The sequence below is a fragment of the Micromonospora sp. NPDC004704 genome (assembly GCF_053601675.1).
Genome location: NZ_JBSGCD010000001.1, coordinates 43,986 through 64,961 on the forward strand (window position 1 = coordinate 43,986; position 20,976 = coordinate 64,961).

The 20,976-nt window shown below is 72.1% G+C and carries 22 protein-coding genes; 15 read left to right on the forward strand and 7 right to left on the reverse strand.

Annotated elements, in window-relative coordinates:
* Position 1: 1 nt before the first annotated feature.
* The 4 genes from ACWEFB_RS00195 to ACWEFB_RS00210 all read left to right on the forward strand — a co-directional run bounded on the left by ACWEFB_RS00195 (position 2) and on the right by ACWEFB_RS00210 (position 2,929).
* Positions 2–1,144, forward strand: coding sequence for an ABC transporter substrate-binding protein (locus ACWEFB_RS00195; RefSeq protein WP_452280720.1), 1,143 nt, complete (start codon positions 2–4; stop codon positions 1,142–1,144).
* 163 nt (positions 1,145–1,307) lie between these two features.
* Complete coding sequence (locus ACWEFB_RS00200) at positions 1,308–1,760, forward strand: cysteine dioxygenase (RefSeq protein WP_452280722.1); 453 nt, start codon at positions 1,308–1,310, stop codon at positions 1,758–1,760.
* A 2-nt stretch (positions 1,761–1,762) separates the two neighbouring features.
* On the forward strand, positions 1,763–2,260 hold the full coding sequence (locus tag ACWEFB_RS00205; protein WP_452281387.1) for a rhodanese-like domain-containing protein: 498 nt from the start codon (positions 1,763–1,765) through the stop codon (positions 2,258–2,260).
* Positions 2,261–2,317: 57 nt separating this feature from the next.
* Complete coding sequence (locus ACWEFB_RS00210) at positions 2,318–2,929, forward strand: winged helix-turn-helix domain-containing protein (protein WP_452280724.1); 612 nt, start codon at positions 2,318–2,320, stop codon at positions 2,927–2,929.
* 25 nt (positions 2,930–2,954) lie between these two features.
* Here ACWEFB_RS00210 and ACWEFB_RS00215 read toward each other — a convergent pair whose 3' ends face one another.
* On the reverse strand, positions 2,955–3,878 hold the full coding sequence (locus ACWEFB_RS00215) for an AEC family transporter (RefSeq protein ID WP_452280726.1): 924 nt from the start codon (positions 3,876–3,878) through the stop codon (positions 2,955–2,957).
* 193 nt (positions 3,879–4,071) lie between these two features.
* Here ACWEFB_RS00215 and ACWEFB_RS00220 point away from each other — a divergent pair, with 193 nt between their 5' ends.
* From ACWEFB_RS00220 to ACWEFB_RS00235, 4 genes are all read left to right on the forward strand, one after another.
* Positions 4,072–4,713: a winged helix-turn-helix domain-containing protein gene (locus ACWEFB_RS00220; protein WP_452280728.1), complete on the forward strand. Its 642-nt coding sequence runs from the start codon at positions 4,072–4,074 to the stop codon at positions 4,711–4,713.
* A gap of 23 nt (positions 4,714–4,736) precedes the next feature.
* Positions 4,737–5,375, forward strand: coding sequence for a uridine kinase (locus tag ACWEFB_RS00225; RefSeq protein WP_452280730.1), 639 nt, complete (start codon positions 4,737–4,739; stop codon positions 5,373–5,375).
* Between the two features lie 176 nt (positions 5,376–5,551).
* A complete protein-coding gene (locus tag ACWEFB_RS00230; protein ID WP_326558668.1) occupies positions 5,552–5,968 on the forward strand; it encodes a TraR/DksA family transcriptional regulator in 417 nt (138 codons plus the stop codon).
* Between the two features lie 104 nt (positions 5,969–6,072).
* Positions 6,073–6,504 carry a DUF2267 domain-containing protein gene (locus tag ACWEFB_RS00235; protein WP_452280733.1) on the forward strand — a complete coding sequence of 144 codons (432 nt, stop codon included), beginning with the start codon at positions 6,073–6,075 and terminating at the stop codon, positions 6,502–6,504.
* 18 nt (positions 6,505–6,522) lie between these two features.
* On the opposite strand, the gene ACWEFB_RS00240 is transcribed toward ACWEFB_RS00235, so the two are convergent.
* Positions 6,523–8,931, reverse strand: a complete 2,409-nt coding sequence (locus ACWEFB_RS00240; protein WP_452280735.1) for a beta-xylosidase/alpha-l-arabinosidase — start codon at positions 8,929–8,931, stop codon at positions 6,523–6,525.
* A gap of 381 nt (positions 8,932–9,312) precedes the next feature.
* On the opposite strand from ACWEFB_RS00240, the gene ACWEFB_RS00245 reads away from it, so the two are divergent.
* Positions 9,313–10,164, forward strand: coding sequence for an alpha/beta fold hydrolase (locus ACWEFB_RS00245; protein WP_452280737.1), 852 nt, complete (start codon positions 9,313–9,315; stop codon positions 10,162–10,164).
* On the opposite strand, the gene ACWEFB_RS00250 is transcribed toward ACWEFB_RS00245, so the two are convergent.
* Both ACWEFB_RS00250 and ACWEFB_RS00255 read right to left on the reverse strand, forming a co-directional pair.
* Entirely contained in the window at positions 10,136–11,056 is a 921-nt protein-coding gene (locus ACWEFB_RS00250; protein WP_452280739.1) for a DUF1295 domain-containing protein, read from the reverse strand. The two genes, ACWEFB_RS00245 and ACWEFB_RS00250, sit on opposite strands and share 29 nt — an antisense overlap.
* A gap of 100 nt (positions 11,057–11,156) precedes the next feature.
* On the reverse strand, positions 11,157–11,525 hold the full coding sequence (locus ACWEFB_RS00255) for an FKBP-type peptidyl-prolyl cis-trans isomerase (RefSeq protein WP_326558663.1): 369 nt from the start codon (positions 11,523–11,525) through the stop codon (positions 11,157–11,159).
* Positions 11,526–11,748: 223 nt separating this feature from the next.
* Here ACWEFB_RS00255 and ACWEFB_RS00260 point away from each other — a divergent pair, with 223 nt between their 5' ends.
* The gene (locus ACWEFB_RS00260; protein ID WP_452280741.1) at positions 11,749–12,330 is read left to right on the forward strand and encodes a hypothetical protein; all 582 of its coding nucleotides are present in this window, start codon (positions 11,749–11,751) and stop codon (positions 12,328–12,330) included.
* Between the two features lie 273 nt (positions 12,331–12,603).
* Positions 12,604–13,539, forward strand: coding sequence for an anti-sigma factor RsbA family regulatory protein (locus tag ACWEFB_RS00265; protein WP_452280743.1), 936 nt, complete (start codon positions 12,604–12,606; stop codon positions 13,537–13,539).
* Positions 13,540–13,565: 26 nt separating this feature from the next.
* On the opposite strand, the gene ACWEFB_RS00270 is transcribed toward ACWEFB_RS00265, so the two are convergent.
* Complete coding sequence (locus ACWEFB_RS00270; protein ID WP_452280745.1) at positions 13,566–15,212, reverse strand: thiamine pyrophosphate-binding protein; 1,647 nt, start codon at positions 15,210–15,212, stop codon at positions 13,566–13,568.
* A 13-nt stretch (positions 15,213–15,225) separates the two neighbouring features.
* Positions 15,226–15,987, reverse strand: a complete 762-nt coding sequence (locus ACWEFB_RS00275; RefSeq protein ID WP_452280747.1) for a cyclase family protein — start codon at positions 15,985–15,987, stop codon at positions 15,226–15,228.
* A 333-nt stretch (positions 15,988–16,320) separates the two neighbouring features.
* Between ACWEFB_RS00275 and ACWEFB_RS00280 the strand changes: the two genes are divergently transcribed.
* Positions 16,321–17,505, forward strand: a complete 1,185-nt coding sequence (locus tag ACWEFB_RS00280; protein ID WP_452280749.1) for a DUF418 domain-containing protein — start codon at positions 16,321–16,323, stop codon at positions 17,503–17,505.
* An 86-nt stretch (positions 17,506–17,591) separates the two neighbouring features.
* Here the strand turns inward: ACWEFB_RS00280 and ACWEFB_RS00285 are convergent, their stop codons facing one another.
* Entirely contained in the window at positions 17,592–17,939 is a 348-nt protein-coding gene (locus tag ACWEFB_RS00285) for a hypothetical protein (RefSeq protein ID WP_452280751.1), read from the reverse strand.
* A gap of 279 nt (positions 17,940–18,218) precedes the next feature.
* On the opposite strand from ACWEFB_RS00285, the gene ACWEFB_RS00290 reads away from it, so the two are divergent.
* From ACWEFB_RS00290 to ACWEFB_RS00300, 3 genes are all read left to right on the forward strand, one after another.
* Positions 18,219–19,241 carry a LacI family DNA-binding transcriptional regulator gene (locus ACWEFB_RS00290; RefSeq protein WP_326558655.1) on the forward strand — a complete coding sequence of 341 codons (1,023 nt, stop codon included), beginning with the start codon at positions 18,219–18,221 and terminating at the stop codon, positions 19,239–19,241.
* Positions 19,242–19,433: 192 nt separating this feature from the next.
* The gene (locus ACWEFB_RS00295) at positions 19,434–19,676 is read left to right on the forward strand and encodes a hypothetical protein (RefSeq protein ID WP_452280754.1); all 243 of its coding nucleotides are present in this window, start codon (positions 19,434–19,436) and stop codon (positions 19,674–19,676) included.
* Between the two features lie 14 nt (positions 19,677–19,690).
* Positions 19,691–20,944, forward strand: a complete 1,254-nt coding sequence (locus ACWEFB_RS00300; RefSeq protein ID WP_452280756.1) for a cupin domain-containing protein — start codon at positions 19,691–19,693, stop codon at positions 20,942–20,944.
* Positions 20,945–20,976 lie beyond the last annotated feature (32 nt).

The following is a 20,976-nucleotide window of genomic DNA, read 5'->3' on the forward strand; positions in this document are numbered from 1 at the left end:
GATGGGTAGTCTCAGCAGACGGCGCCTTGTCGCCGGGCTCGTGAGTTGTGCGGTGCTGGCCGGCTGCGGCACCGCGGACGGCACCGGTTCCGGGTCCACCGCGCCGGGCGGGAGGACCTCGGTCAAGCTGCAGTTGCAGTGGTTCGTGCAGGCCCAGTTCGCCGGGTACATCGCCGCCGTCGACAGGGGCTTCTACCAGGAGCAGGGCCTCGAGGTGGAGATCGTCGAGGGCGGTGTCGACATCGTCCCGCAGACGGTGCTGGCGCAGGGACAGGCCGACTTCGCGGTGGCCTGGGTGCCGAAGGCGCTCGCCTCGCGGGAGCAGGGCGCCGGGATCACCGACATCGGTCAGATTTTCGCCCGGTCCGGGACGTACCAGGTGAGCTTCGCCGACCGGGGAATCCGTACGCCGGCCGACCTCAAGGGCCGCAAGGTCGGCAACTGGGGGTTCGGCAACGAGTTCGAGCTGTTCGCCGGGATGACCAAGGCGGGACTCGATCCGGGTAAGGACGTGACCCTGGTGCAGCAGCAGTTCGACATGCAGGCGCTGCTGCGCGGTGACATCGACGCGGCCCAGGCGATGAGTTACAACGAGTACGCCCAGTTGCTGGAGGCCAAGGACCCGAAGACCGGTCAGCTCTACCGGCCGGAGGCGTTCACGGTGCTGGACTGGAACACGATCGGCACCGCGATGCTGCAGGACGCGGTCTGGGCCAACAGCGAACGGTTGGCCAAGGACAGGGCGTACCAGGAGACGGCGGTGAAGTTCCTCACCGGCACGATCAAGGGGTGGGCGTACTGCAGGGACAACCCGCAGGTGTGCCGGGACCTGGTGGTCGCCCGGGGCGCCAAGCTCGGTGCCAGCCACCAGCTCTGGCAGACCAACGAGGTCAACAAGCTGATCTGGCCGGCACCGAAGGGGGTCGGGCTGATCGACGAGACGGCCTGGAAGGCAACCGTCGACCTGGCCCTGACCACCCGCAACCAGGACGGGCAGACGGTGCTGACCAAGCAGCCGGATCCGGCGGCGTACACCAACGAGTACGTCCAGCGGGCGCTGGACGCGCTCAGGGGTTCGGGGGTCGACGTCACCGGTGCGGGCTTCCAACCGGCCACGGTCACCCTGAACGAGGGCGGCGCCTGAGCTTCGTCCCGGTCCCGTCGAGGAGGTCCGTCCCGTCCTGTCCGGCGGGGCGGGCCTCGTCCGGTTCCCAACAGGTGAGACAAAGCCAATTACCTACCAAGCCTATAGGTTTTATTGGCTAGGGTGGGGGCACTGGACCGATCGCCTTCGACGAGGAATGACGATGACCATCAACTCCACCGACCCGCTCGCCATCGCCCGGCAGTACGCCTCGAACCCGGCCTCCTGGCCCGTCACCGCCCAGTTCGACCCGGTCGAACGCTGGTACGCCCGGCTGGCCGGCACCGACGAGTACGAGGTCTGGCTGCTCACCTGGCTGCCCGGCCAGACGACCGACCTGCACGACCACGGCGGTTCGTCGGGTGGCTTCCTCGTGTCCGCCGGTGCGCTGACCGAGGAGATCGTCGTCGGTGGCGAACTCCGGCCGACCGTGCTGGCGGCCGACAGCGGACGGCAGTTCGGTCCACGGCACGTGCACCGGGTCAGCAACCGGGGCACCGAGCCCGCGGTGAGCGTGCACGTCTACCTCCCGGCGCTGCGCCGGATGACCCGTTACGAACTCGACGGCGGCAAGCTGCGGGTGGCCGAGGTGGCTGAGGCAGGGGTGGCCTGGTGAAACTGATCAACTCATCGCTCCGACAGGCGGACTGTCCGGACACGACGGCACCGGCCGGCTCCCGCGGCATCGACGACATCCTCGATGCCGCCCGGCTGCGGCTGCACCGGCTCGAACCGGAGGCGGGGCACCTGGCGTACCGGGGCGGGGCGCTGCTGGTCGACATCCGACCGGCCGCCCAGCGGGCCGCGACCGGCTCGATCCCCGGCGCGCTGGTGATCGAGCGCAACGTGCTGGAGTGGCGGCTCGACCCGCGCAGCTCGGCCCGGTTGCCGGTCGCGGACCGGTACGACCTGCCGGTGGTCATCTTCTGCCAGGAGGGTTACACCTCCTCGCTGGCCGCCGCCGCACTCCAGGACCTCGGCCTGTACCTGGCCACCGACATCGCGGGCGGGTTCGCCGCCTGGCGGCTGGCCGGTCTGCCGGCGTTCGGCCCCACCGACGTCTACGCCCACCTCACCACCGCGCCCCCGGCGATCGCCGGCCGGGCGTACACCTGATCCCGCGCGCCACCGCGCCGCGGGACGGCACGGAACACCAGCGCTAGGAGGCGCCTCATGTCGGTCATCGCGATCAGCCCGCGCACGTACCCACCGTCGAGCGGATCGGTACGGTCGACCCTCGGCCGCCGACGGATCGAACCAGGCAACGCCCCCACCACCCTCACCGTCACCCTCGACATCACGTTGAGCGGTGGCGACACCCTGACCCCGCAGGCGTCCCGCCTGCTGGAGCTGGTCCAGCAGTTGGTCGAACAGGGTGACCGGGCGGCGATCACCGGTGCTCCCGGTGCGATCGGGCTGGTCGTCGAGCCGGCACCGGCGCGAGTCTGGGGTGAGGAGGCCGACGCCCCCGCCCAGGACTCCACTCCACTTCGGATCCTCGCCGGCTCCCGGAAGGTGCTGCGCGGCGGTGCGCCGATCCCGCTGACCCGGCTGGAGTACGACCTGCTGGTCTTCCTGGCCGAGCACCCGCGTCGGGTCTTCACCCGCCTGCAGTTGCTCAACAGCGTCTGGGGCTACGAACACGCGGTCGCCCGTACGGTCGACGTGCACGTACGCCGGCTGCGGGCCAAGGTGGGCGAGACGGTGCCCCTGGTGACGACGGTGTACGGGGTCGGCTACCGGCTGGCCGACGAGGCCCGGATCAGCCTGGACCGCGACGCGTAGCCCGCGCACCGCGCGGGGGTCCGGCTCAGCCCAGCCAGGCCGCGATGGCCACCAGCATCACGGCGGCGGCGAGGGTGGAGAGCACGACGGTGTCCCGGGCCAGCGACTCGGCTCGCTGGTACCGGGTGGCGTAGACGAACACGTTCTGCGCGGTCGGCAGGGCGGAGGTGACCACCGCGGCCAGCAGGGCCGGCCCGGTGAGGCCGAGGGCGAACCGTCCGATCAGGTAGGCCAGCGCCGGCTGTACCAGGACCTTGAGGCCGACCGCGGTGTACCGCTCGCCCGCCTCCGGGCCACCGGCGAGCGGACGGCTGCCGCGCAGCGACATGCCCAGGGCGAGCAGCGCCAACGGTACGGCGGCCGACCCGACCAGCTCGAACGGGCGCATCACCGGTTCGGGCAACGGCAGTCCCGTGACCGTGACGGCCAGCCCGGCGGCACACCCCAGCATGATCGGGTTGCGGGCCGGAAGCAGGGCGAGACGGCGTACCGAGGGCCGGTTTCCGGTGGCCGTGGCGTCCAGCACGCCGAGTGCCAGCGGTGAGGCCAGCAGCACCTGGAACAGCAGCACCGGCGCCACGAAGGACGGATCACCGAGCACGTACGCCGCCACCGGCAGGCCGAGGTTCGCCGCGTTGACGTACGAGGCGCTGAGCGCGCCCACGGTCGCCTCGCCGGCCGGCCGGTGCCACACCCACCGGGCGAGCGCCAGGTAGACGGCGGCGACCAGCACCGTACTGAGCACGAAGGCGGCCAGGGCCGGGGTGAACACCTCGGCCAGCGAGGAACGCGCCAGCGTGGTGAACAGCAGTGCCGGGGCGGCGACGAAGAAGGCGAGTCGGGCCAGCACCGTCGTCCCGTCCGGGCCGAGCAGACCGATGCGGCCGATCAGGTAACCGGCGAGCGTGACCGTCCAGATGGCCGTGAAACCGGCCAGTACTCCCCGCACTCGATCATCGTGGACCGCCCCGCCGGATTTCCCAAGATCTGGTACGCAGAGCGAGCGTTCAGTTCCGATGCGTGCGTCAATTGTCACATTCATGCAACGTAGTGGCCCCTTGACCCTAACCGTGGTGCCCGGAAACATCGAGCGTGCGGCACCACGGGCCGCGGGGAATTCCCCCCATCAGCCAAGGAGGACCATGTCGGTCAGCCCCGCGTCGTCGCGTGCCGGATGGCATACGTCCCAGCCAGCGGGACCCGGTCGCCCGCCGGGTGCCCAACGCCGTCCCAGCAGCGCCGGGGCGCCCGCGCTGACCGTGACCCTCTCCATTCCCCTGAGCGGGGAGGAGGCGCTGACCCCGTCGGCGCAACGACTGCTGGACGCCGCCCGTGAGCTGATCGAGCACGGCCAGGCCACGGTCATCCCCGGACCGACGTACGCGGACCGGCGTACCGCCGAACCGGCCGCGTTGCGCCCGCCGCCCCGGCCGGTGCCGGAGTCGAGCCAGACCGGACCGTCCATCGCCGACCCGAACGTGCCCGAGGTACGCATTCTCGCCGCCTCCCGCTCCGTGCTGGTCGACGGCCAGCCGCTGCCGCTGACCCGGTTGGAGTTCGACCTTTTGCTGCACCTGGTGGAACACCCCCGTCGGGTCTTCACCCGGCTGCAACTGCTCGCCGCGGTGTGGGGGTACGAGCACACCGGCGTCCGTACGGTCGACGTGCACGTCCGCCGGCTGCGCGGCAAGGTCGGCGCCGACGTACCGCTGGTGACCACCGTGTACGGCGTCGGCTACCGACTCGCCGACGAGGCGCGGGTCACCGTCGACCAGATCGGCTGACCCGTTCGGGCAGTATGGACCGGGTGAAGATCCGCCCGATCAGCCCGGAGTCGCTGGTCCAGGAGCTGGCCGACCGGCTCGCCGGGGAACGCCCCGGGCAGCCGTTGCGGGTGGCGGTCGACGGTCCGGCCGCCGCCGGGCCGGACCGGCTCGCCGACGCCCTGGTCGACCCCCTGCGCCTGCGTGGCCGTCCGGCGCTGCCGATCAGGGCCGAGGACTTCCTCCGGCCCGCGTCGCTGCGGTACGAGTTCGGTCGGGACAACCCGGACGCGTTCTACACCGACTGGCTCGACGAGGCGGGGCTGCGGCGGGAGGTGCTCGACCCGGCCGGACCCTCGGGCAGCGGTCGGATCCTGCCGTCGCTGTGGAACGCGCGGACCGACCGGGCCAGCCGGGCCGGCTACCTCGACCTGCCGACCGGGGCGGTGCTCCTGGTCAGCGGCGCGTTCCTGCTCGGCGGCGGGCTCCCCTTCGACGTCACCATCCACCTTGTCCTGTCGCCCGCGGCGCTGGCCCGGCGCACCGACCCGGCGGACGCCTGGACCCTGCCCGCCTTCGCCCGCTACCGCGAGGAGGTCGTTCCGGCGACGTTCGCCGACGTGGTCGTACGGATGGACGACCCGCGCCACCCCGCCCTGGTGGAACCGGGCGATCCGGACTGAACCTCGCCCCCGGCCCGGCCCGGCGCCCAGCGGTCGGGGACACGATCGCGGGGCGCAAATTTTCCGTGTTTGACGGCGGGCCGGTACGGGTATGCGCCCGGTCACGGTGGACCGCGCCGGACCAACCGGGTCCTGGCAGCGAGTCCACCGCCGTCACGGAAAGGCAGGGCAAACGCATGCTCGTCAACGATGCGGTCGTCGTCAACGATGCGGTCGGCACGGCCCGCTCCCAGGCGGACACAGACCTGATCCGGCTCGCACTGGAGGCTCGTTTCGACGAGCTGACCGGCGAGTACGACGACGCCGTGCTACAGAGCCAGGTGCTGCGGCTGGTGGAGGTCGGCGACACCGCCGGCGACGACCAGGCCGACAGCGGCACCAAGACCGCCGAGCGGGACACCGCCCAGTCGCTGCTGCGGACCATCCTCGACCGCCGGGCCCAGTTCGAGCACGCACTGGCCCGGTTGGAGGAGGGAACGTACGGTTGGTGCGAGGGCTGCTCCGCGGCGATCCCGGTGGAGCGGTTGGAGATCTTCCCGTCCGCCACCACCTGCGTCTCCTGCAAGCAGTCGCGGGAACGCCGGGCCGCCTGAGCGGATCCGTTCACCCGGCCGGGGTGAACCCCGCTCACCCGCCCCGGCGCGACCCTGGGGAGATCACCGGTGGGAGAGCCGGTGCACTCACCGGACGGGGGAACATGGTGGCGAGCAATCCGTACTCGACCTTCGAGGCGTCGATCGAGAAGACGAACCTCATCCTCAAGGACATCGAGCAGGCGTACGGGTGGCCGAAGCATCGGCGCAACCAGTCGTACGCGGCGCTGCGCACGGTGCTGCAACTGCTCCGCGACCGGCTTCCGGTGCAGGAGAGCGTCCAGTTCGCGGCCCAGTTGCCGGTGCTGGTGCGCGGCGTCTACTACGAGGGCTGGGAGCCGAGCGACGTACCGGTCAAGCTGAACCGCGAGGACTTCCTCTACGAGGTTCGGCAGGGCTTCCCGTACGAGGTCGACGGGGGCGCCGAGGGAGTGGTGCAGACCGTCCTCGACGCCCTGCGGCGGCACATCAGCCCGGGGGAGTGGGACGACGTCAGGTCGACCATGCCCGAGGACCTGGCGACGATCATCCCCTGACCGCGTACCGGGCGGGTCCTACCGCACCGTCACCTCCGCGACCATCCGCCGCCGGTGGTCCACCCGGCGCTCGACCCCGGTCAGGCGCAGCGGCACCACGAACCGGTGTTCGGCGCTCGACGCCGACAGTCGCAACTCCAGGTCACCGGGTTCGACCACCCGGTGGCCGTCGCGGCCGGTGAACGAGGTGAGGTCGGCGTGCACCCGGAAGGTCACCCGCCGGGACTGGCCCGCGGCGAGCGGGACCCGGGCGTACCCGGTCAGCCGGACCACCGGGCGGGTCACCTGGGCCACCGGGTCGTGCAGGTAGAGCTGCACCACCTCGGCACCGTCCCGCTCCCCGGTGTTCTCCACGGCCACCGAGACCGTGACCGTGCCGCCGGTGGGCACGTCGGTGCGCTGTCCTTCGGTCGGTGCGACACCGTCGACGAGGACGTCCCGCCAGTCGAACCGGGTGTAGGACAGGCCGTGCCCGAACGGGTGGCGGGCGGTCGGGTCGATGTTGCTGACCTCGGTGCGGTGACCCAGCGCCGGGGCCAGGTATCCGGCCGGCTGCCCGCCGGGATCACGGGGCACGCTGACCGGAAGCCGCCCGGACGGGTTGACCCGCCCGCCGAGCACCCCGGCGATCGCGGGACCGCCCTCCTCGCCGGGGAAGAACGCCTGCACCACGGCGGCGAGTCGATCCGCCCACCCGCCGAGGGCGTACGGACGCCCGGCGAGCAGCACCAGGACCACCGGGGTCCCGGTGTCGAGCAGCCCGGTGAGCAGCTCCTGCTGGACTCCGGGCAGGTGCAGGTCGGCCGCGTCTGAGCCCTCGCCCGAGGTGCCGGCGCCGAACAAACCGGCCCGGTCGCCGAGGACCGCCACGCACACGTCGGCCTCGGTGGCGGCGGCCACCGCCTCGGCGATCCCGGCCCGGTCCGTACCGTCGACGGTGCAGCCGGCGGCGTGGCTCAACCGGGCCGAGGGCAGTTCGGTGCGCAGCGCCGCCAGCAGGGTGGGGATGTCCACCCCGGCCGGTACGCCCGGATGCTGGCCGCCGACGTGGCTCGGGAAGGTGTAGCAGCCGAGCATCCCGGTGACGCCGTCGGCCAGCGGCCCCACCAGCGCGATCCGCGAGTCGGGGGCCAGCGGGAGGACTCCGTTGTTGGCGAGCAGGACCACCGACTCCTCGGCGAGTTCCCGGGCCAGCGCCCGGTTGGCCGGCGGGTCCAGGTCGACGGTCCCCTCCAACTCGGCCGGTTCGTCGCCGCGACCGGCCAGGGCCGGCGGACCGGGTTGCCACTCCGGGTCGAGCAGCCCGAGCGTGCACTTCTGCCGCAGGACCCGGGCAACGGCCCGGTTGACCAGGGCCTCCGGCACGGTCCCGGCGCGGACCGCGGCGACGAGGGCCGGGCCGAAGCAGCGGACGGCGGGCAGTTCGACGTCGACCCCGGCGGTGAGCGCCAGCCGGGCCGCGTCCACGGCCGAGTCGGCGACGTGGTGCAGCAGTTGCAGGAAGGCGACGCCGAAGTAGTCCGCGACGACGGTTCCGGTGAAGCCCCACCGGACCCGCAGCAGGTCGGTGAGGAGCCGTTCGTCGGCCGCCGCCGGCACGCCGTCGACCTCGGCGTACGAGTGCATGACCGATCCGGCCCCGCCGTCGCGTACCGCCATCTCGAACGGCGGGAGGAGCACGTCGGCGAGTTCGCGTGGACCGACCGCGACCGGGGCGAAGTTGCGGCCGGCCCGGGAGGCGGAGTAACCGGCGAAGTGCTTCAGGGTGGCGATGACCCCGGCCGACTGCAACCCCCGCACGTACGCGGTGCCGATCGTCGCGACCAGGTACGGATCCTCGCCGATGGTCTCCTCGGTCCGGCCCCAGCGCGGGTCGCGGGTCACGTCGAGCACCGGCGCCAGCCCCTGGTGTACGCCCACCTGCCGCAGCGCCGCCCCGATCTGCCCGGCCATCCGCTCGACGAGCTCGGGGTCGAAGGTGGCGCCCCAGGCCAGCGGGGTGGGATAGACGGTGGCGCCCCAGGTCATGAAGCCCGACAGGCACTCCTCGTGCGCGATCGCCGGGATTCCGAACCGGTTCGCGGCGACGATCTCGGCCTGCATCCGGGCGAGCGCCCGCGCACCGAGCGCCGGGTCGATCGGGGCGGTGCCGAACGGCCGGGTGAGCTGCCCCAGCCCGACCCGGATGAGTTCCCGCCAGTCCGGTATCTCGTCCACCATGTCGTGCTGGTGCGGGGCCATGTCCTCGTCGGACACGTCCGCGCCGACCCAGACGCCGTACAGCTGGGCGATCTTCTCCTCCAGTGACAACCGGCCGAGAAGGTCGTCGACCCGTACGTCGACCGGTCGGGACGGGTCCTGCCACGCTGCCAGTGGCGCCGCCGTCAGGGTGCGGTGGCCGTTGCTGGCCCGGGGATCGCTGCTCATGGCAGCCTCCTGTCGCTTGTACCGGCACTCCGAAGTCCCACCGGCGACGTCGTCGTGCCGGGGGCTGATGCCGTTGCTTCCGATATGTTTCCGGAAACCTGGCCTCCCGTCGAGGGCCTCCATGCTCTGCTCCCGGCCCACCGTCTCGGCGGGGACAGGGTCGGCGTGATGAAGCAGCGGTCCAGAGTGCGTGCCGCGACGGCCTGAACTATCGGACCGGGGCCGAAAATTTGCGGTACCGCTCGGCGGGGGTGGACCCAACCCTGCGACTCGGCCACCACCCACCCCGGACCGTGTTAATTTCAGGCTGCCGCGCCCCTCTCACGTGGCAACGGATCGGCCGACCCCCGTCACGCACGCGTCCATGCGAGAGGAGTCGAGATGCCGTACATCAGTGTCGGGGTTGAGAATTCCGCGTCCATCGACATCTACTACGAGGACCACGGCGCAGGTCAGCCGGTGTTGCTCATTCCCGGGTACCCGTTCGGCGGCACCGCGTGGGAGAAGCAGGTGCAGGCGTTGGTCGATGCCGGATACCGGGCCATCACCTACGACCGTCGGGGCTTCGGCAAGTCCAGTCAGCCCACCATGGGCTACGACTACGACACCTTCGCCGCCGATCTGGACCAGATCATGAACACCCTCGACCTGCGCAACGTCACCCTGGTCGGGCACTCGATGGGCACCGGCGAGGTGACCCGCTACCTCGGCGCGTACGGGTCCGCGCGGGTGAACCGGGCGGTGGTGGTCTCGCCGATCCCGCCGTTCCTGCTCAAGACGGCCGACAACCCCGAGGGGGTCGACCAGAGCCTGTTCGACGGCTTCATGGACCAGATCCGCAAGGACCGGTACGTCTGGTACACCCAGTTCCTGCAGAACTTCTTCAACCTCGACGTCAACGCCGGCAAGCTGGTCAGCGACGACGCGGTACGGGCGAACTGGAACATGGCCATCAGCTCCTCCCCGACGGCGACCCTGGCCGCCGTACCGGCCTGGTTGACCGACTTCCGGGACGACCTGCCCCGGATCGACGTGCCGCTGCTGATCATCCAGGGCGACGCCGACCGGGTGCTTCCGTTCCCCTCCACCGGAAAGCGCTTGGCGGGCATGGTCAACGGCAGCAAGCTCGTGGTGCTCAAGGACGCGCCGCACGGGATCCCGTGGACCCACGCCGACGACGTCACCCGGGAACTGCTCAACTTCATCAAGGAGCGGGTGCCGGTCGGCGCGTGAGCCGGGGCAGCAGGGCGGGCACCACCCGCATGTGTTCCCGATAACCGGGCCGGCGGTCCAGCGACCGCCGGTCCATCAACGGAATGCTCACCCCGGTGAACAGCGCCACCATCACCAGCGGCCCGACCACGGTCCACCAGCGCGGCGCGGCGGCCAGCCCGAACAACCACAGTCCCCACCAGAAGGCGATCTCGCCCAGGTAGTTCGGGTGCCGGACGTACCGCCACACGCCCCGGTCGGCGATCCGGCCCCGGTTCGCCGGCTTGCCGGTGAACCGGTGCAACTGGCGGTCGGCGAGCGCCTCCAGGGCGATCGCGGCGGCGGTGAGCCCGGCCGCGACCGCGTCGAGCCAGCCCAGCGGCCGGTCGCCGGTGACCGCCGGCCAAACGGCGACCAGGCCGGCGAAGACGACCAGGGTCGGCATGAGTTGCACGCCGGTGAGGTTGACCAGCCACCAGGGCAGCCGACCCGCGGTCTGCCCGCGTATCTGCACGTAACGCCAGTCCTCGTGGCTCAGGCCCGTCCAGCCGGCGGCCCAGTTGCCGGTGAGGCGTACCGCCCAGACGGTGACCAGGACGAGCACCAGTGCCTGCCGTACGCCGACTCCGTGCCCTGCGGCGACCACCCAGCCGAGGACGATCAGCGGCGGCGCCACGCTCCAGTACGGGTCGTAGAGGCTGGCGTTGCGTGCCACCACGGAGGCGGCGAAGACCACCACGGTGCCGACCAGATCGGCCCAGAGGGCCACCGCCAGCGGGTGGTGGTGCGGGGCGAGCAGCCACCAGGTCAGTGCGCCCGCGCCGCCGGCCACCAGATAGACCCCGGCCACCAGGCCGAGGGAGACCGCGCGCGAGGTCCGCGCGAAGACACCGCCGATCACGTACGACGACACCGCCGCACCCTAACCCGAGGGCGCGCCCGCCGTCACCGCCCGCCGACGGGCCGACGAGGCCCCGGGTACGGGCATCGCCGGCACCGCCGACGGTCGAGGATTACTTGACGTCGACCAGGTCGACGACGAACACCAGCGTCTCGCCCGGCTTGATCAGGCCGCCGGCGCCCTGGTTGCCGTACCCGAGGTGCGGCGGGATGACGAGCTTGCGCCGGCCGCCGACCTTCATACCGGCCACGCCCTGGTCCCAACCCGCGATGACCCGCCCGGCACCGACCTGGAAGCCGAACGGCTCGCCCCGGCCCCACGAGGAGTCGAACTCGCCGCCGGTGGAGTGGGAGACGCCGACGTAGTGCACGGAGGCCCACTGGCCGCGCCCGACCTCCGGACCCTCGCCGACGGTGATGTCCTCGATGACCAGGTCCGCCGGGGGCGCACCCTCGATCGGTCCGATGTTCGGCTTTTCCATGTCCAGTCCTTCCGGGGACGAAATGCGTGATCGGGAACGGAACTAACGAATCATCCTTGCTCATCGAGATCCGCCGACGTGTCTCGGCCGGGGGCCCACCGGCGATCCGGCGTGCCGCGTACCCGAATCGGACCTGGCCCGGCGCGGACCCGGAGGGCCGGATCCGGCGGTCGCGCCGGTAAGTCGCCGCGTCGGCGCGACGAAGGTCGGTAACGTGCGGGGCATGCAGGGGGAGACCATGGTCGGATTCGGCCACAAACAGTCCTGGTTGGCGGTCCGGGACGCCGACGTCGAGGCTCTCACCGGGGCCCTGGCACTGCGCGACCTCGGTACGGTCTCCTGGCGGGACGGCATCGACCTGGCCTACCTGACCGACGACCGCCTGGTGGTGACGCCGCCGCTGCCCGGTGCCCGCGACGCCCGCTGGCTGCTCGCGACCGGCCGTTGGCTGCTCCGGCCGAACACCGTCGTGGACGTGGTGGAACTCTCCGCCACGCTCGGCACCGAGGTGCAGCTCTTCGCCACCTACCGGGTCTCCGAGCTGCACCGGTGGGCCCGAGCGGTCGACGGCGTCGCGGTACGCGCGTTCGGTTTCCTCGGCGAGATCGGTGAGGTCACCGAGTGGCGGGGCGACCCCGACGACGTGGAGCAGTCGATGGGGCTGCCGCCCGCGCTGGACGGACAGCCCGACATCCTGGTTTCCGAGCACGACGTGATGCGCCTCGCGGGTGCGTGGAGCGTGGATCCGAGCACGCTCGACGCCCGCCCGGCGCCGGGCCCGCTGCACGCGTACGCCACTCCCTGAGCCCGGCTCGGGGCCGACCGATGCCGCCTCCGCCGAGCCGGGCTCCGGCGGTCCGGGACTGGTGACTACACACAGTGATCGGGCTCGGCGAAACCGGTGGTCCGCCCTGGCCGAGTGGTCGGGGTTTCTGCCCGCCACCGGGAATGCACCGATGCAATGGACGGCTATGGTGATGGGCGGCGAGGTCCGTTCGGCACCCCGATGACTCCGGTCGAGCCGTCCGGGCTGCCGCGCGGTGATCGGAAACAGGCGGGCAGGGGAGGCGGTCGGGCCATGCGCGAGTCCACCGGTCCCGGCGCGTTTGTGCACCCGGCCCTGTTCTACGCGAACCGGTACGAATACCTGGCCGGCACCGTGCCGTTCATCCAGGCGGGACTGGCCGCCGGTGAACCGGTGATGGTCGCCGTGCCCGAGGAGAACCTCGACCACATCCGCACCGCCCTCGGCGCCGACGCGGCCGACGTCCAACTCCACGACATGGGCGTGGCCGGGCGCAACCCCGGCCGGATCCTCCCCGGTGTCCTGCTCGCCTTCGCCGACGCCCACCCCGACCGGGCCGTACGCATCATCGGAGAGCCCCTCTGGGCCGGGCGGACCGCCGACGAATACCCCGCCTGTGCCCAGCACGAGGCCCTGATCAACGCCGCCTTCACCGGCCGGCGGGCGACCATCCTGTGCCCGTACGACACCGGTCGGCTGGACCGGAACTGGCTCGACGACGCGTACCGCACCCATCCGACCGTGCGGACCGCCACCGCGGCCTGGGACAGCCCGCACTACGCGGATCCGCTCGTGGTGGCCGACGGCTTCAACCTGCCACTGCCGCCCCCGCCCGCGTACGCCGAGACCGTCGTGATCGAGTTCCACACGCTCTGGGCGCTGCGCCGGCTGGTGACCGCGCAGGCACTGGCCGCCGGGCTGGCACCGGACCGGGTCACCGACCTGACCCTGGCGGTCAACGAACTCGCCGCCAACACGGTCGAGCACGGCGGCGCCACCGGCACCCTGGCGGTCTGGACCGACGGGAGCCAGTTGATCTGCCAGCTCACCGACACCGGGCACATCACCGAGCCGCTCGCCGGTCGGATCCCGGCCGCGCCGGACCAGGACGGCGGGCGCGGCCTGGTGCTGGTCAACGAGCTGTGCGACCTGGTACGCGTACACACCCGGCCCGGGGCGACCAGCATTCGCGTGCACATGCATCGCTGACCGGCAGCAGGGGCGCACAAAGGCGCTCAGTGCCCGCGGAAAGCCTCCTCCAGCCACCACGAACCGCGCTCGCCCGACACCTTCGCGTCGACCACCATCGGCCGGCTCCGGGAACCGGCGAGCCAATCCCGTACCGGGTCGAGGTCCTCGACGCCCCGGACGGTCACCCCGGCGCAGCCGTAGCCCCGGGCGATCGCGGCCAGATCGGTCTGCGGGAACGTCACCGTGTCCAACGGATACCCGTCCGGGCCGAAGTGGTGCACCTCCGCGCCGTACGCCGCGTCGTCGTAGACGACCACGACCAGCGGCAGGGCCAGCCGGGCGGCGGTGACCAGCTCGGCGGCCGACATGAGGAAACCGCCGTCACCGAGCGCGGCCACGGTGAGCCGGTCCGGCCGGGCGACCGCCGCGCCGAGCGCGCTGGCCAGACCGAGCCCGATCGACTGGAACGCCTGGGTGAAACAGAACCCCGCCACGTCCGGCACGTCGAGGAACATCGACGGGTAGCCCATGAAGTTGCCGGAGTCCACCACCACCGTCCGCTCCGCCGGGAGCAGATCGTCCAGGGCGATGGAGAGCGTCCGGGGGTCGATCGTGGCCGGCTGCTCCGTCCTGCCTCCGTCCACGTAGGACACCGATTGCCAGCGGCCCTCCCGCTCGATCCGCCGACCCAGCTCCGGCGTACGCCATCCGCCCGTCGGCGGATCCGACACCGGTTGCCCGGCCAGCCCGGCCAGCACCGCCCGCGCAACCGTCGCGACCTCGCCCGCCACCGTCAGGTCGACCGGTCGGTTCACCCCGAAGGCGGCCGGATCCCGGTCCACCTGTGCCACGACCGCGCCCGGCGGGATCAGCTCGCCGTGCCGGGTGGTCCACATGTTCAGCGTGCTGCCCCACGCGACGACCAGGTCCGCCTCACCGATCAGCGAGGTCGCCAGCGGGGTGGCGAACCCACCGGCCACGTCCAGGTTCCACGGGTCCCCGACGAACAGCCCCTTGGCGGCGGCGGAGACCGCGAGCAGCGCGCCGCACGCGTCGGCGAGCCGGACCAACGGTTCGCGGGCGGTACGGGCACCCCGGCCCGCGATGAACACCGGCCGGCGCGCCGCGCGCAGCGCCGCCACCAGCGACGCCACCTCCGGCTCGACCGGCGGCCCGGCGGGCGGGGCCGGTGCGATCCGGCCCGACCACGCTTCGGTCGACGCGTTCTGCACCTCGAGCGGAAGGCCCAGCAGCACCGTCGCGCCCCGGGCGGCGGCCCGGAAGGCGCTGCCGGCGTCCTCGGCCGCGTGCGTCGCCCGTACCCGGAGGAACTCGGCGCCGACCGAGGCGGCCAGGGTCGGCAGGTCGAGGAAGAAGTTCGATCGGGGTGCGGTCGCCTCCGGCGCCAGGACCAGCATCGGCGTACGGCTCTTCGCGGCCTCGGTGATGCCGGTCAACGCGTTGGTGAGACCCGGACCCTGGTGCACCGAGAGGATCCCCACCGTGCCCGAGGTACGGGCGAAGGCGTCCGCCATGCTCGCCGCACCACCCTCGTGCGCGGCCGGCACGAACCGGGCACCGGCCGCCACCAGCGCGTTCGTCACGTGGAAGTTGCCGCTGCCGACCACACCGAAGACGTACCGCGCGCCGTGCCCGGCCAGCACCCGGCCGACCACCTCGGATACCCGCATCGCCGGCCCGTGCCTACCGTTCGACCAGCGCGAGAACCCGGCACGGGCTGCCCGAACCGGCCACGATCGGCAGCGGCCCGGCGATCACCACCGCACCGGTCGGCGGCAGCTCGGCGAGGTTGCGCAACTGGGTCAGCCCGTACTTCTCCTGACCCAGCAGGTACGAGTGGCACGGGAACGGCGGGTCGAACGAGTGGGCGGCACCGGCGTCGGTGCCGACCGTCTCTACCCCGATGCCCTGGATCGGCGACTCCTCGGCCAGCCAGCGGGCGCACTCCGCCGAGATCCCCGGCGTACTGCCGGCGTTGGCGTACCGCTCGGCGTCGTCGCCGTACGCGTCCCACCCGGTGCGGTAGAGCAGCCAGCCGCCAACCGGCAGCTCGCCGTGCTCCGCCTCCCACGCCCGCACATGCTCGATCTCGAGCAGAAAGTCGGGATTCGCCGCCGCGTCGGCACTGCGGTCGATCACCACGGCCGGCGCGATCAATCGGCTCACCGGCACCTGCGACACGTCGGCCGCCTGCTTGCCGGTGACCCAGTGGATCGGCGCGTCGAAGTGGGTGCCGGTGTGCTCGCCGGTGGAGAAGTTGTTCCAGTACCAGGCGGGGCCGCGGTCGTCGTACCGGCTGATCTCGGTGAGCTGGAACGGCCAGGTCTGGCCGAACTGCTCGGGCAGGCCCAGGATCGGGGTCTGGTCCGAGAGCGGCGCGGTGAGATCGACAACCTGGATTCGGCCGCCGGCAAGGGCGGCGACAAACTCCTGCAGCACCGTCATGCGGCGACGGTACACGCCCGCACCACTGCACGACGGACCCCTCCCACGGTCGTTGTCGGGGCGTTCGGACGGGTGTCAGGGGCGGGCCGAGCCGGCCACCCGGGGCCTGCTTCGCCGCTCGCAGCGGGGCTTGTAGACCGGCCGTACACCCCGGTGGTAGGACCAGCCCTACCCCGAATCCTCCGGTCTGCCGGCTGTCGAGCGAACTCGACATTTTCATACGTTGATTCCGACGATCCACCCGTCGGCGGCGGTTCGATCCACCCGTAGGCGGCGACCCGATCCACAGGCTGACATCCGGGGGGACAGGCCATGAATCCGTTCAGCAGTCCGATGCAAGTGGAACCACCCGCCGACGCTTCGGCGAGACCCGGGGACGGGGCGCGTATCGGGGACCTCGACGCGTTACGCGGCTTCGCGCTGCTCGGCATCCTGGTCGTCAACATCGCGTTCTTCGCGTCCGGTTACCCGTTCCATCTCGTACCCGATCCGGCCTACGGGTCCTGGGTGGACCAGGCCACCCGCTGGCTCGTCGAGTTCCTCTTCTCCATGAAGTTCTACCTGCTCTTCTCCTTCCTGTTCGGTTACAGCTTCACCCTCCAGATCGATTCCGCCGTACGGCGCGGCGTCGCCTTCGCCCCGCGCTTCCGGCGCCGGCTGGCGGGGCTGTTCGTACTCGGCGTACTGCACGCCGTGTTCCTCTTCCACGGCGACATCCTGACCACGTACGCCCTGCTCGGGCTGGTGCTGTTCGCGGCGCGGGGGATGCGTCCGAGGACCGCGTCGACCCTCGCGGGCGTCCTGCTCGGCCTGGTCGCGTTGGTCATCGCACTGGCGGCCGTGGGCGGTGATGGCCTGGTCCCGGATCACGCCGTCGCGCTCGACGCGGGTGCGCGGTCCACCGAGGCGCTGGGTGGTGGCCTCGGCTCGGTGCTGGTCGAGCACCTCCGTGCCATGCCGGCGATGATCGGGGCGCTCGTGGTCCAGGGGCCGCTCGCCCTCTGTGCCTTCCTGATCGGCCTGGCGGCCGGCAAGGTACGGCTGCTCGCCGACGTCACCCGGCACCAGGGCCTGCTGCGGCGGGTGCAGTGGGTGGGTTACCCGGTCGGCCTGGCCGGTGCGCTGGTCTTCGCCATCGGTGGTGGGACCGAGAACCTGACCGGCCTGATGCTGAGCATCCTCACCGCGCCCCTGCTGATGGCCGCGTACGTGGCCACGGCGCTGCGCGGATTCCAGACCGGGTGGGGCCACCGGATCGCCGGGATCCTCGCGCCCGCCGGGCGGATGGCCCTGTCCAACTACCTCGGTCAGTCGGTCGCCGCTGTACTGATCTTCACCGGGATCGGTCTCGGGCTGGTCGGTCGGGTCGCCCCGTTACCCACCCTGCTCATCGCGGCCGGAATCTTCGGCGGCCAACTCCTCCTCAGTGCATGGTGGCTGGCCCGGTTCCGGTACGGACCGGTCGAGTGGCTGCTGCGCTCGTGGACCGAAGCGCGCCGGGTCCCACTCCGGCGGTAGGGCACGAATCGTGCGGGACCGGGGCCCGCCCTGGTGCGCCGGGGCGGGCTGGTCACCGTGCCGGCGCGGGCACCCGTGCTCGGGGTTCAGCTCGACGACGCCGGGTCGGGCACCCTGCGGGGGGAGCGCAACGCGGCGGTCAGTGCCAGCGCGCCGGCCAGCAGGAGGGGCAGGCCGATCGAGAGGATGCCGAGCACTCCGAGCACGATCATGATGGTGCCGGCGACCGCCAGCGCCCCGACCCGGTGGGCTGCCGCCCGGCGCACCCCGTACGCGGCGAGCAGGCCCGCCGCGGCGGTCCCGCCGACGAACCAGGCGACCGCCTGGCCGCCCTGCCGGCCGATCAGCCAGAGATAGAGAACGGTCATGAGTAGCGCGATTGCCCCGGCGGTCGCGGCCAGCGGATCCCAGGCCGTACGTCGTCCTGCTGCCATGCTCTCCATGGTCGCAGACGTCGATGTCCGGTCGACGTGTCCTCGTTACGACACCGGAGCACGAGCGGGGAAAGCGCCGAGCCGGGGCCGAATCGGCTAGTCTGCGGGCACCACTTTCCGGAACAGTTCCGTAACTTGGTGCAAAACGCCAGAGCCGCCGGCACCGGCCGTCGCCTCGGCATCCGGCCTCGGCGAACGGTGATCGACCCGGGCCAGGTGCCGGCGCGACCGCGAAAGTGTTTCGGTCGTAGGCTGGAGCCTCGACGAAGGAGCTGCCTCGTGACGGTCGACGAAGGACGCCGGATCACCATCACCGCGATCGCCCAGGAGGCCGGGGTGTCGGTGCCCACCGTGTCCCGGGTGCTCAACGGTCGCAACGATGTCGCGCCGCAGACCCGGGAGCGGGTCGAGGAGTTGCTGCGCCGGCACGGCTACCGGCGCCGGGCCACCCGTCCACGGGCCGGCGCGAGCCTCATCGACCTGGTTTTCAACGACCTGGACAGCCCCTGGGCGGTGGAGATCATCCGTGGGGTGGAGGACGTCGCGCACGCGGCCGGCGTCGGCACCGTGGTGTCGGCCATCCACCGCAGGTCCACCTCCACCCGGCAGTGGTTGCAGAATCTGCGTACCCGGGCCACCGACGGGGTGATCCTGGTGACCAGCGACCTCGCCCCGCCGGTGCACGCCGAGTTGCGCCGGCTGAACGTGCCGATGGTGCTGGTCGACCCCGCGGGCGTACCCACGCTGGACATACCAACCATCGGTGCGACGAACTGGGCCGGCGGGCTGCGGGCGACCGAGCACCTGCTCTCCCTCGGCCACCGCCGGATCGGCTTCATCGCGGGCCCACCCCGGTTGCTGTGCAGCCGGGCCCGGCTAGACGGTTACCGGGCCGCGCTGGAGGCGGCGGGCATCCCCATGCTCGACGAGCTGATCGTGCCCGGGGACTTCTACCACGAGTCCGGATACTCGGGCGGCACCGCGCTGCTGGACCTCCCCGAGCCACCCACCGCGATCTTCGCCTCCAGCGACCAGATGGCCTTCGGTGCGTACGAGGCGGTCCGTCGGCGCGGCCTGCGGGTGCCCGACGACGTGAGCGTGGTCGGTTTCGACGACCTGCCCGAGGCGCGGTGGTCCTCGCCACCGCTGACCACGGTCCGTCAGCCGCTGGCGGAGATGGGGCTGCTCGCCGCCCGTACGGTGCTGCGCCTGGCCCGAGGTGAGCCGGTCGACACCCCTCGGGTGGAACTCTCCACCGACCTGGTCGTACGGGACAGCTCGGCACCCCTGGTCCGGCGCTGACCTGGCCGGATCCGGCTCCCGCCGAGGTACGCCGCGGGACTCCGCGAACCGCTTTGCGATGATTCGACCTGAATTAGGCTTCCTGGTGGAGTGACCCCGCCAGCGGGTTAGGGATGATCGTGTGCCGGGTACCACCCGGTTGCACGGCGCCCCGCCGCGTGGAAGGCGGGGCGACTGAACCGAGGGGGCCCGATGAGACTCGACGACGACGACATCCGGACGAGCGGCGGCGGTGCCGGCGAGGGTCCGGCCGACGGTGGGGCCAACCCCGGTCAGCGGGACGGCGGTGCCGACGGCGCCGCCGAGGGTCCGGCCGACGGCGGAGCCACGCCGGGTCAGCACGACGGCGGTGCCGACGGCAGCGCCGAGGGCCCGGCCGACGGTGGCGCCAACCCCGGTCAGCGTGACGGCGGCGCGGACAGCGCGGCCCGGTAGCCGGGACCCGGTAGATGACCGACAACGCGCCGGGCGGCGACCGCCGCCCGGCGCTGGCCCGTTGTGTGGCCCTGCCCCCGGCCGCGTTCGTCACCACCCACTGGGGTCGGGCACCCCTGCTGTCCCGGGCCAAGGAACTCGCCAACCCGGACGGCTTCACCGACCTGCTCAGCCCCGCCGACGCCGACGAACTGCTCAGTCGACGCGGTCTGCGTACCCCGTTCCTGAGAGTGGCCAAGGACGGCCAGGTGCTGCCGGCGGGCCGGTTCACCGGCGGCGGCGGTGCCGGGGCCGAGGTCGGCGACCAGGTGCTCGACGAGCGGATCCTCGACCTGTACGCCGACGGCGCCACCCTCGTCCTGCAGGGACTGCACCGCAACTGGCCACCGCTGATCGACTTCACCCGTGAACTGGGTACCAGCCTGCGCCAGCCGTTGCAGGTCAACGCCTACCTGACCCCGGCCGGCAACCAGGGATTCGCCACCCACTACGACACCCACGACGTCTTCGTGCTCCAGGTCGACGGGTCCAAGCACTGGCGGATCCACGAACCGGTCCTGACCGACCCGCTGGAACGTCAACCCTGGGGCGGGCGGGCCGACGAGGTCTCCGCCACCGCGGCCGGACCACCGGCGCTCGACGTCACCCTGGAGCCCGGCGACGCCCTCTACCTGCCCCGTGGCTGGCTGCACAGCGCCCAGGCCCAGCAGGGCAGCTCGTTGCACCTCACCGTCGGGGTCCGTGCCCTCACCCGCTACGCGCTGGTCGAGACCCTGCTCGGGCTGGCCGCCGAGGACCCGCGACTGCGCGCCGCGCTGCCGTTCGGGCTCGACCTCGCCGAGCCCGCCCAGATCGGGCCGGAGCTGACCGAGACGGTGGAGGCGCTGCGCGACTGGCTGGACCGGGCGGACCCGGTCGCGGTCGCGGCCAGGCTCAGGGAACGCGTCTGGTCGGCCGCCCGTCCCGCGCCGATCCGGCCGCTGGCCCAGGCGGACGCCATCGCCGGTCTCGACGCCGACTCCCGGCTCGCCCCCCGCGGCGGGCTCAACTGGCAGCTCGGGCCGGCCGGTCCGGACGAGCCCGACCGGGTCGAACTGCGCCTGTTCGACCGCACCATCACCTTCCCCGGACAGTGCGCGCTCGCGCTGCGGGCATTCCTCGACGGCGGTGTCTCCCGCGTCGGTGACCTGCCCGGACTCGACGACGACGCGGACCGGATCCTGCTCGCCCGCCGGCTGCTCCGGGAGGCGGTGGCCGTACCCGCCTGACCGCGCGCGAAAGCGTGGTCGGGCGGGTTGCC